The 11316-nt window shown below is 52.9% G+C and carries 8 protein-coding genes and 2 pseudogenes; 5 read left to right on the top strand and 5 right to left on the bottom strand.

The features are described 5' to 3' along the window. From ACR0K9_RS21115 to ACR0K9_RS21100, 4 genes and pseudogenes are all read right to left on the bottom strand, one after another. Positions 1–90: pseudogene (locus tag ACR0K9_RS21115) on the bottom strand (IS6 family transposase); the annotation flags it as partial. A gap of 255 nt (positions 91–345) precedes the next feature. Further along, positions 346–1245 (bottom strand): glycosyltransferase family 2 protein, encoded by a 900-nt coding sequence (locus tag ACR0K9_RS21110; RefSeq protein ID WP_480826047.1) that lies wholly within the window; start codon positions 1243–1245, stop codon positions 346–348. Continuing rightward, positions 1242–3023, bottom strand: coding sequence for an ABC transporter ATP-binding protein (locus ACR0K9_RS21105; protein ID WP_480826045.1), 1782 nt, complete (start codon positions 3021–3023; stop codon positions 1242–1244). The genes ACR0K9_RS21110 and ACR0K9_RS21105 overlap by 4 nt, the downstream gene beginning before the upstream one ends. 177 nt (positions 3024–3200) lie before the next feature. Then, entirely contained in the window at positions 3201–3791 is a 591-nt protein-coding gene (locus ACR0K9_RS21100) for a DnaA N-terminal domain-containing protein (RefSeq protein WP_480826043.1), read from the bottom strand. Positions 3792–4272: 481 nt separating this feature from the next. On the opposite strand from ACR0K9_RS21100, the gene ACR0K9_RS21095 reads away from it, so the two are divergent. Continuing rightward, positions 4273–5583, top strand: a complete 1311-nt coding sequence (locus ACR0K9_RS21095) for an AAA family ATPase (RefSeq protein WP_480826041.1) — start codon at positions 4273–4275, stop codon at positions 5581–5583. Continuing rightward, positions 5580–6635 carry a ParB N-terminal domain-containing protein gene (locus ACR0K9_RS21090; RefSeq protein ID WP_480826039.1) on the top strand — a complete coding sequence of 352 codons (1056 nt, stop codon included), beginning with the start codon at positions 5580–5582 and terminating at the stop codon, positions 6633–6635. Before ACR0K9_RS21095 ends, ACR0K9_RS21090 begins: the two co-directional genes overlap by 4 nt. Positions 6636–7880: 1245 nt before the next feature. On the opposite strand, the gene ACR0K9_RS21085 is transcribed toward ACR0K9_RS21090, so the two are convergent. After that, the gene (locus ACR0K9_RS21085) at positions 7881–8564 is read right to left on the bottom strand and encodes an IS6 family transposase (RefSeq protein WP_480826037.1); all 684 of its coding nucleotides are present in this window, start codon (positions 8562–8564) and stop codon (positions 7881–7883) included. An 82-nt stretch (positions 8565–8646) separates the two neighbouring features. Between ACR0K9_RS21085 and ACR0K9_RS21080 the strand changes: the two are divergent. The 3 genes and pseudogenes from ACR0K9_RS21080 to ACR0K9_RS21070 all read left to right on the top strand — a co-directional run. After that, positions 8647–9410 (top strand): annotated as a pseudogene (locus ACR0K9_RS21080) (replication initiation protein); the annotation flags it as partial. 123 nt (positions 9411–9533) lie between these two features. Then, positions 9534–9770 (top strand): hypothetical protein, encoded by a 237-nt coding sequence (locus tag ACR0K9_RS21075; RefSeq protein WP_480826035.1) that lies wholly within the window; start codon positions 9534–9536, stop codon positions 9768–9770. 188 nt (positions 9771–9958) lie between these two features. After that, positions 9959–11146 (top strand): ATP-binding protein, encoded by a 1188-nt coding sequence (locus ACR0K9_RS21070; protein ID WP_480826034.1) that lies wholly within the window; start codon positions 9959–9961, stop codon positions 11144–11146. Positions 11147–11316 lie beyond the last annotated feature (170 nt).

Below are 11316 nucleotides of genomic sequence, written 5' to 3'. Positions count from 1 at the left end.
TTTGTCGATGACAATCTTTCTCGGTAGGCCGTTGACCTCCAGCATTCGCGCGAAGAACTTGGTGGCCGCGGGCTTGTTTCGACGCTGCGAAGAGGATCACATCTTTCGGATACTGTGCGCTTTTGAAAGAGATCATGAGCTTACTTTCGGCTGAATTACACCGGTAGTTATTCACTCCCCGCGTTCTTGAGCGTCAACAGTCAAAAGTTTGCAACAGATCCCGTCAATCCAGGCCCAAAGTTTGCGACTAAGCCTCCACAACACGTCCATCAGTATTCCAAGAAGATCGCCCTATGATCATTATTTCATCATAATGCACACTACCCACAAAGGCTAGAATTCGGGCTATCTCCGCTGATCCGGCCTCCGAAACCACAACAAACGCACCGTCTCGGTGATTTTCACGACGCGCAGTACATAGTGAACACCCCATACACCAAAGCTCTGCGCGGTCGTCAGTTCGCTTTTCCTGAGCAGAGTTCGCAGCGTCTTGAATGACGGAACAAGTTTATGGATGGGCGGAATGTAATTGACGAAACCCCGCTTGGAGTTCCGACGCAATCGGGCGCCTTCGATGCGGCGGGCCTTGGTAATGTGTTCGCCAAGACTGTGGCGTGCGGGGTGGCGCACAATGGCGTCTGAGGCGAACAGAATGGGCTCATCCGCGGCCCGGGCCCGGTCGTTCCACTCCATATCACCGCCCGACAGAACCGTGTCATCAAAGCGCCCGACCCGATCCATGACCCAGCGGCGTACGATCAGGTTGGCGGTCACCGCCCTGCCCCGTTCGACCCATTTCTGTTGCTCAAGGCCAAGGTGCACATCATAGAGCTCGGCGATCGTCCAGTCCTGGCCGTTCGGGATCAGTTCGACGTTGCCACCAAATCGACCGATCTCGGGGTGATCGTCGGCAAATTTCAACCCGGCCTCGACGTAATGGGGATCGGGCTGACAATCAGAATCCGTGAAAAACAGCAAATCTGCGGCAGCCTCTTCAATTCCGCAGTTTCTTGCGGCGTATGAACCGGGTTTGGCCTCTCTGAGGATGCGGGCATTCGCAGGCAGTCGAAATCCCTTTGGTACCGGGTCTTTGGGGTCGTTGTTCACGGCCAGGATTTCAAACCGGTCAGAATCGATTGTCTGGGTGGCCAGACAATCAAGACATAGCTGCAACTGATCCCAGCTTTGGTAGGTTGGAATGATGACGGACGCGACCAGAGGCTTGCTGTCAGACCCTGCGCTCATTCCACTTTGACCGCGTTGGAATACTGATGGTCATAGAGCGTTTTGAACGGCCCATCATGCTCCAGCAACTGCTCTGCACTGCCTTGTTCCAGAACCTCGCCGCCTTCGATAACAACAATCTTGTCCGCGTGCATGATTGTGGACAAGCGGTGCGCCACGATGATTGTGGTGCGCCCTTTCGTCAGTCGATGCAGAGCTTCCTGGACCAGATGTTCGGACTGCGAATCCAGCGCGCTGGTGGGTTCATCAAGCAACAGAATCGGGCTGTCGCGCAGCAGCGCACGCGCGATTGCGAGACGCTGTTTCTGCCCACCTGACAAGAAGGCTCCGTTTTCGCCCACCATGGTGTCAAACCCGTCTTCAAGGGCCATAATAAAGTCATAAGCATTAGCCGCTTTGGCAGCTTCGATCACGTCATTCTGCGAGGCGCCTTCACGACCAAAGCGGATATTATCGGCAATAGAAGCCGAAAACAAAAAAGTTTCCTGACCCACGAAGGACATATTTTTGCGCAGCGTTTCGAACGAGGCGAATTTGATGTCCTGCCCGTCAATCGATACCGAACCTTTGATCGGATCATAAAGCCTGAGCGCGAGGTTCAGAATGGTCGATTTACCGCCCCCGGAAAGGCCGACAAGCGCCGTAGTTTGCCCGGCCTCAAAGGTCAACGAGAGCTTTTTGAGAATGGGGTCCCGCTTGCGATATCCGAAGGTGACCTTGTTAAATACAACTTTCCTTGGGCCATCGGGCAAAGTCTTCGGATTCGCCTGCTCAGGCAACGTTTCCGGCTGATCCAGCAATGTGAACAGCATCTTCACACGCCGCAGTCCAATTTCCATTTTGACCCGAACTTTGGACAATCGTTTGGCCGGCTCATAAGCCATCATCAAAGCTGTGACGAAGGACATCAACTCGCCCGGTGTCGAACCTGCGGACCCAAAGATGTTGGCCGCGCTCAGGCCAATGACGGAGGCGATCGCAAAACCCGCCAGAATGTCCATTAGCGGGCTGGTTGCGGCTTGCAGGCGCGCCAGCTTATTGCGCCGCTTTTCAACGCTTTTGACAGCCGTATACATCTGTCCGGCCATGCGCTCTTCCAGACCAAACGATTTGACCACCCGAATACCGGCCGAAGTCTCCTGAATTACCTTCATGATCGCGCCCATCGATTGCAGTTCCATATCTGCAATCTCGCGCACTTTGCGCAGAAGCGACCGAACACCCCAGATCGCAACAGGACCAATAATCAGCGTAAACAGTGACAGAATCGGCTGTTGATAGAACATGACGAACAGCAGCCCGACCAATGTCAGGGTATCACGTACAGCGGTGGTAACCATGATCTCGATAACGGTCCGCGCTGCCTGCGCAGATTGCGTCACCTTCATCAGAAGATCCGAGCTTTCTGTGAGATTGAAAAATGAAACGCCCTGCCGCAATAGCTTGTCATAGAGTCTGATCTGCTGTTGTGCCACGATACGGTTCCCTGCCCGCGTCAGAGCCACCACCTGCACATAGGTGGCCACCCCTTTGACGAGGAAAATCAAGAAGACCGCCATGGATACGCCAAATATCTTGCCGGCATTCTCGCTGTCGAACAGCGAATCCACCACGTCGCGCATGATGAACGCAACCGCCGCCGTGGTACCCGCGACAAAGACCATCGCGATGATCGCAATGATATAGGGCACCATCTGCGCCCGCATATTCTCAGCCAACAATCTCCACAGAATCGAGTCTTCGGTGAATGCGGCGAATTTCGATTTGATCTTTAGCAATGCAAGCTTCCACAGTGATCAAAGAAGAGGCGGGGCATTGGGACCCGGCCCAAAAAACCATTGTCGCTAGATAGTCCTCCCTTCGCCCCTGAGCAACCCCGCTTGCCCCTGCCCTATCCGTTGACGAGAATTCACAGCATCGCACCAAAAATCGCCTACATGGGGTATGTGGACAGCTTAGCTGATAAAGTTCACCTTCTGGATGGCACCAAATTCCAACTGAATAGCCCCAATCAATGGCCTCAGATGATGAGATTGTACATATTGCGCGATGAACTTGCTGGGGGCACGCAACGTGATTGTTTGCCCTTCAGTTTCAACAAGTTGCAGGTCGCGGTACCAGCTTTTGAACAGCAATGCTTCTGAAAGTGACAATCGGTGCAGCACCCTATCCCAAGGCGAGGGCAGATTTTGTCCTTGAAGTTCGGCTGTTGCCGGTTTTTCAGGACCAAAATTTACATGAACGACCTTTTCGACTGGTTTTGGCGCCTGCGATTCCATCCTCGAAGCAAAATCTGGACCCACATTCTTCCAGACCGGCTCGCTCAGACGATGAATTTCGGAATAGTTCAACCTGTAGGCAGCAACCCGCCCTCTCACACCAGGTCTAAGCTGCAGTAATACTTTTTTGTCGATGAGACGTTTGATTTCTCGCTTTACGGTGCGTTCGTTTACCGACCACAACCGTGCCATTTCCTTTTGTCCGACCGTCAACTCATCGGATCGCCAGTTGTAGCGGGCAGTGATCAGCGCAATGAGACGCATCATCGAACACTGAAATCCGGGTGTCCCGTTTAGCCCTGCCACGGATATCGCAGTTAGAAGGTCGTACTTCTGCGACCCAGCATGAGGTCCTGTAAATCGCTTTATTTCCATCTCACCACTGCCACTGTGCCTCGTGTGGACCGGTTTCGTCGACCGATTCCATCAATTGAGTTCAGTGTGGCGAAATCCCGTAGTTTGTCAACGATCTTAGAAAAGCAGGATGAGATACATCTATTCAAAAATCAAAAGAAAAATCGGTTAATAGGATATAGGTGACAGCTATATGACACCCTATAGGGGGCGTTTTGTCACCATAAATCTGGTGAAACGCGATTTCCTGTCACCTAAACCTTGTCGCTGACCTCAAATATCTCCCGTATTTCCTCGACCGATTTGGAAAAAGCGGAAAATCCAATCTTTAAGTTTTGCAGTTTCCGAAAATCGCGTTAAGAGAGGATATTCGATATATAACAAGAGCAGCATGATGCGTGACCATACCGACCTACAAGCAATGAACGAACGCAGCCTGGCTCAGCAGGCTGCCGTACGCCGGGCGACGTTCTCTCCTGCAGATGAGAAAGTGCTTCGACCCTTCTCGATATGGGAGATCAGCCAGTTCATGTTTGATGTCCCCGCAGACACATTAAGAAAGAAACTGGCCGATGATCCATCGCTACCACAAGGCGCGACAGAAGAAGACGGGCGGCAGAGATGGTTCTCGCTGGCTGAGATTAACGAATTGCGGCGTCGCTTGAGATTCAGAGGCAAAACTCTGTTGCCCCATCGGCCTGCAGGCCGGGCGATGAGAGTAGCGGTTTCAAACTTCAAAGGTGGCGTTGGCAAAACCGTGGTTGCCCAGCACCTGGCGAACGCAGCTGCTCTTGACGGCTATCGGGTTCTGGTCGTCGATTTTGACCCTCAGGCGACGCTGACCCATTCCATGGGGCTGGCCGAGGTCAGAGAATGGAACACTGTATGGGGTATTATGTGTCGTGATCTTTGCCGCGAGGCCAACCGGATCGCGGAAGAATATGATGACCCTGCAGACTGCCCCTACCCCACTGCCGACGAATTGCCCGAAGATGTTCAGTCGATCGGTGCGCAGCGCGTACAGGATTTCATTCAAAGAACATCTTGGTCGACGATCGATATCATTCCGAGCTGTGCGAACGCGGCCTTTGTCGAATTTGCCTCGGCGCAGTACCGGTCAATTCACAAAGCGTGGAGCTTTTTTGGCTGTGTCGCACGATATCTCGACGAGCTGCCGGATGATCAGTACGACCTGATCATTTTCGACTGCCCCCCTGCCATCGGATACCAGTCTTTGAACGCAGCCTTTGCTGCGGATATTCTCTATATTCCTTCAGGCCCCGGGTATTGGGAGTATGACAGCACTACCAGCTATCTCGGTCAGCTGGGTGACGCGCTGGAAGATATCACCACCGGATTCGAGCGCATTGCTCAGGATGCAGGCATCACCTTGCCAAAACGGTTCAATGATATTCGCGTTCTTATGACCCGCTTTGAGGCAAGCAATTCACTGCACATTGCGATGATGGATGCGTTCAAGAACGTCTTCGGCGCGGATGTCTGCCAGAACGCGATTGAAATGACGCGTGCAGTTGAGCAGTCGGGCCGATTCCAGATGTCCGTTTACGAGCAAGACTACAGGCAAATGACTCGGGATACCTGGAAGCGGGCGCGTCAATCATTCGACAATGCCTATGGCGAATTCAAAGAAGTCGTTCTGAGAGCCTGGGAGGCCCGGACGAAAGTTGAGGAGCGTGTAGAATGAGCGGGAACAAATTTGGCTTCACTCCTATTGACGAAAGCGATCTGAAAAAATCCCGTCGCCGTGATGTCGGACCGATGGGCGCTGCGGTTCGGGAAACAGCTGACAGTCTGAACGAAAGCACTGAGAACCGCGTTGAGCAGCGGCGTCAGAATGCCTCGGACGCCAAGGAGTACCGGAAAGCACGCGATGAAGGCAGGGTTCTGGTTGCGGTCGGAATCAATGAAATCCATACATCCGACCTGCCCCGGGATCGTCTTGAACTCTCGGCTGTTGCAAGTTCGGATGAGATGGATGAGCTTAAGGCTTCGATTCAGGAGCGTGGGCAAAAGGAACCGATCGAGCTCTACAAGGATGAAAGCGGTCAGTTCCAGCTTAAGAAAGGTTGGCGCCGGCTTACCGCGCTGAAACAGCTGTTCGAAGAGACGGGCGATGAGCGCTTTGCCAAAGTGACGGCCAGAGTTGCGGAGGCCAAGAGTGACCGGATCGACCTTTACATCGACATGGTGGAGGAGAATGTCGTCCGGGAGGATCTGACCTTCGCTGAGATGGCCCAGGTAGCCATTCTTGCGACACAGGATTCGGAGTTAGGATTGGGCGATGCAGAGGCTCTGGTCGGTCGATTGTACGCGTCTTTGCACAAGATGAAGCGATCCTATATCCGCAGCTTTGTCTATTTGTTGAATGAGCTGGATGGTGCGCTGCCTTACCCAAAAGCGGTTTCAAGAAATCTGGGTGTTGATGTCGCGCGAAAGCTGAAAGCTTCACCGGGAACATTGGCCGGCCTGAGGGACGCAATGGGACAGGTGTCTTCAGCTGACGAGCAAAATGCGGCTTTGAGCGCGTTCGTCCTGAACACTGAAGCCGAAGCAGTTGTTCGCAAATCGGCTGAGAAGAGCGAGAGCGTCAAATATGAGTTCCATGTCGGCGCAACAAAGATCACGGCCCGAAAAGGGGAGTGCAGAATATTGTCCGGATTGGACTTTAGCTCGGTAGACAGAACAAAGCTACAACGTGCAGTCGAGGCCTTTGAGGCTGTTCTAAATGAGCGGTAACCCGCGGGTTACATTTTCTCGGTTTTTGGCAATAGGGCGATAACCCACGGGTTACCGCCCTAAATTATTGTCCGGAGTATCCCGGCAGGCCAGCCCCGGATCTTTCGGCAATGCCGACATCAACATGATAATTCCGCGCCTGCGCGACGGGTTTATGCAGTGGTTAGGGCATGGCGCCTGGATTTGTGTATGGATTAGCGCAGTTTGCGTCAGGAAGCAGCGCCGAAACCCTTGCTGTAAGGCGAAGGTTGCGGGAAGGCCCGCGAGCCAAAGGTGGTGTTTCGACGATCCGATAGATTGCATGCGGACTAAGTCGCGTTTCAGTATCTGATTGGCCTTGATGTCGGGTGGAGTTGAGGGGGCTATCCTCTGTTTTTATCCTTGATCCAATGTGCCAGCGAATGGGCCGTGCGGCCGATGATCCCAGGTGCGAGGCCTCGCCCTCGGTCTTGGCCTCCAACAGTGAGAGCCAGATTATACCGGATGTACCGAATTCCTTCAGCGTCATGTCATCTCGCGCCAGGCGTTAATCTTCAACTGCGGTCGTTCGCGCGACGCCCAGCTCAGCATCGGGCTCGCGTGATCCCTGCAATTCTTGTGTGAGCGCTGGCAGGTGGCCCACCGCTGTTCCAACTCATCACGGGTGACCGTATCGGATTTTGTGGCAGGGGCCGGGAGGTGGCGCGGCGTTTCGCGGGCCTGATCTGAGTGGAGGGGCAGCGCGGGCGAGGCATTTGCGTAGGCCTTGTGCGATCGGCGACTAAGCAGCCTGGCACGCAGAGTCCTCAGGTGAAGCATCGTGTGGATCGCGGGCGTGATCGAGGAGGAGGCCGTGGGCGATTTCTCCAATCTCAGGCCAACGGAGTTCTTTTCTGATCTGTTCCTGTTTTCACTCTGCTAAATATTGCAGATCACGCTCATTCACGCTGAGCGTATTGGTCGGTGCGCCTCGGATATTAAGGTATGTGCGCGCGTCCTGACAAAAACAAAGGAGGCCTTGGGAGGCAGCTGTGAAGTATGGGGCAGGGGGTGTTATGGTGCAGAGCTTGCTCTGCTCTCGCAGTGCAATCGAACTTACATAACACGCGATTATTGACGTAATGGTGGTTTGATAAGATGGTGTATGTAATGAGCAAAAACCACAAATAATGCACATGAGACTAATGAAGAACGTTCATGGCGCGCTTTGATGGGCTTTGTCGCAAAATTTTCTGAAGTATGATCGCCAGCTGGAGGTCGCTGTGTTTAGCCGGCTAGAAGCGCAAATTGCTTAAATGGGCAGACTCCGACTCCGAACTGGCCTTTGCGGATCATGTGCGCAACTTCAATCCCATCCAGCGTAGCGGAGGCGGAAGCGAACGACTTGAATCCCAGCATTGGGCGGATCCGGCGTTTGATGAAACGATGGTCCTGTTCAATGAGATTGTTAAGGTACTTCCGACGCAACATCTCAATTGAAATTGGACATCCAAAACTCTTGAACATGGTGTTGGCGGCTTTGATACCAGCAGTGTTGGCGCCGCTCTTGTCGATAACGATCTTGCGGGGAAGACCGTTGAGTTCGAGAGCGCGGGCGAAGAATTTGGTTGCTGCGGCTTTGTTTCGGCGCTTGGACAACATGAAATCAAGCTTCTTGCCGTGTTTGTCAATGGCTCGATACAGATACACCCAGCTGCCCTTCACACGAACATAAGTTTCATCCATCCGCCAAGAACGGTCGCAGATACGTTTCTGACGACGTGCCTTGTCGGCGACCAGTGGCGAATAATTGACGACCCAACGGTTCAGTGTCGCGTGACCGACGGATACACCACGTTCGGCAAGGATTTCTTCCAGGTCGCGGTACGACACCGAGTAACGCAGGTAAAAGAAAACAGCGTGTAAGATTACTTCCTTTGGAAAATGCGCGCCCTTGAACGAAATCGTCACGGTTTGCCCCTTTCGAAATCCGTGACGCCATTATCATGAGGACTCAGGCTCAACCAGAGGGTCTAAAAGTTTGCGACAAAGCCATGAGAACTGCTATCGTTTTGTGCGCACCGGATCGACCGGCTGGTGGACGCTGGATGTATTTCGCAAGCTGATGGGTGTGGATGGCAGCGACTATTACAGCAGCTTCAAACATCTGAACGCCAAGATCATCAAACCGGCCGTGAGCGAGGTGAACAATAGCTCGGACATCGTGATCGAGCCTGAATTCCGCAAAAAGGGTAGGGCGGTGACCGATCTTCGTTTTCTGATCCGCGAGAACCCGCAGATGGCGATGTTCCAGATCGATGATAGTGACGGAGTGCGCAACCTGCCAGTTTACAAAACGCTGCGAAAGCAGGGGGTCGCGGATCGTCTGGCACGGCAATGGATTGCTGAACATGGCGAGGACTATGTGCAGCAAAAGCTCGACTATATGAACGATCGGCAGCGGGATGTTAAATCAGCGGTCGGGTATCTGTCAGCGGCGCTGCGCAATGATTTCCAGGCGCCTGACACGTCCGAGCCGGTTGAGCCGAGCCCCGGTACTCTTGAAGCGGCCCGGAAACGGTCAGAGAGTAAGGCGCGTGAGGATCAGGCCTATGAGGCCCGCGCGGCAGAGCGCACCGAACGGGCTCGGAAACTGGCCGTCGTCGAAGATCTGGTTTCGCGGCGATACCCGACCCAGTGTGATGCGGACAAGAGGTTATTTTTGTCTGGCCTGACTGACGATCTGGATTAAACGCAACGGCGATTTTCGCGTTCTGGGAAGAGTTGGAACCGGGTGTATTCGAAAACCACGGATAGTTTGAAACAACCTTGAAACGCAGCCTGCGTTTCAAGGTAGCAAGAAGGTCAATGGTCAAAAGATTGCAATAGAACCGCTCCTAACTACGCTTGGCAAAGGATCAGGCACATTACGATCGGCTTATGGAGGATGTCGCATCGTATCTTCGATTTGACAAAACCGGGTATGCAATGAATTCAGCACGTGGCCCAGCTATTCCCTTCATGGTTCTGGGGAATGTCTTTCAGCGCGCCGAGAAGAAATGGTCTCAAGGCTATTGTGTGATTTTTCTTTTGGCAAAGATGGAAAGTGTTGAAATGAGACCAACGGCCTTGTTGGCAACAAAGGCCGATGTTCAAAAATCTCGACCTGTCTACTGAAAGAAACCACGAAAAAAGTTCACTTGTTGTGATGATAAAGCTCAAGCAGTGCTTTCAGTTTTCAGTACCTTTGATTTCAGTTGGTCGGATGTTGACTTTCAATTGGTCGCCCCCTTACTTTCAATCAGACGAAGGGAAGTCTCTCAAACATGTATCCAAGATTTGCTAAAACCAGAATAGAAGAAGCGTTGTCCGACACGCGTGTTGTTCTGATCTCCGGACCTCGGCAGTCTGGCAAAACAACTCTGGCAACAGAAATCGCCTCTGACAAAGTTCCCTTTTTGACATTGGACGATGCGACTGTATTGCAATCAGCTATAGATGATCCGGTCGGTTTTGTTCGCGGGTTGGACCGGGCGGTTATCGACGAGATTCAGCGAGCACCAGACCTCCTTCTGGCAATCAAGAAAACGGTGGATGATGACAAAAGGGCAGGGAGGTTTCTGCTGACCGGTTCCGCCAACCTAATGACCATTCCGAAGCTCGCAGACTCTCTTGCCGGGCGAATGGAAATTGTCCGTCTCCTACCTCTCAGCCAGACGGAAATCCTAGAAACGAAATCGGGTTTTATCGACCGGGCATTCGAAGCCAAAGCCCCTGTCGTAGACAAGCCGATCATTGGAGATGAACTTGTTGAAACAGTTCTTTCTGGTGGTTACCCCGAGGCTCTTGGCCGGAAAAGATGGGGGCGAAAGCAGGATTGGTACCATGATTATCTTGATGCGATTGTGCAACGAGACGTTCGCGATGTGGCCCAGATCGAACAGCTCGCAATCATGCCAAAACTACTGGGAGTTCTGGCGGAGCATTCTGGTCAACTGGTCAACTACTCGGGGATCGGTGCTGCCATAGGTCTGAATCACGTGACTACTCAGAAATACGTACGAGTGTTTGAAAACCTCTTTCTCGTGCACAGTTTGCAGCCGTGGTTCACCAATCGCCTGAAGCGCCTGACCAAATCCCCTAAGTTGCACTTCCTGGATGCAGGCCTTCTGGCAGCCATGCGCAGCATTTCTCCGGACACTGTCGAAAAGGACAAGACACCCTTCGGGTCGATCTTGGAAACATTTGTGTTCAGCGAGTTGCGCAAGATTGCCACCTGGAGCGAACAGAGGTGCACGTTTTCGCATTTCCGCGACAAAGACAGAAACGAGGTGGATATCGTTCTCGAAAACAGGCGTGGCGAGATCGTTGGGGTCGAGGTGAAGTCGTCTGCTACCGTTACTTCCAGCGACTTTTCCGGGATGCGTAGATTGGCAGAGGCGTGTGGTGACAAATTCATCCAGGGGCACGTTCTCTACGACCACGATCAGGTTGTACCCTTCGCAGACAACATGTTTGCGACTCCAATTTCCAGCCTGTGGGCAACGAGTTGATGACAGGTACAGCCAAGGAAGGGCTGGGGGCTGAAACCATCGATATCTCTGCTCTCGACAGGTGGTATTCAGCAGAATCGGCTTATTTCGTTGAAAAACTCGCCCTTGATCGAGGGCTGAACTGCTGATTCAATTCCTGTAGTGGAGGGGAGGATCAGCCATGATGGGAC

Source organism: Ruegeria sp. L12 (genome assembly GCF_056531745.1).
The sequence above is the reverse complement of the archived record's forward strand: the minus strand, read 5'-3'. Positions and strand labels throughout refer to the sequence as shown.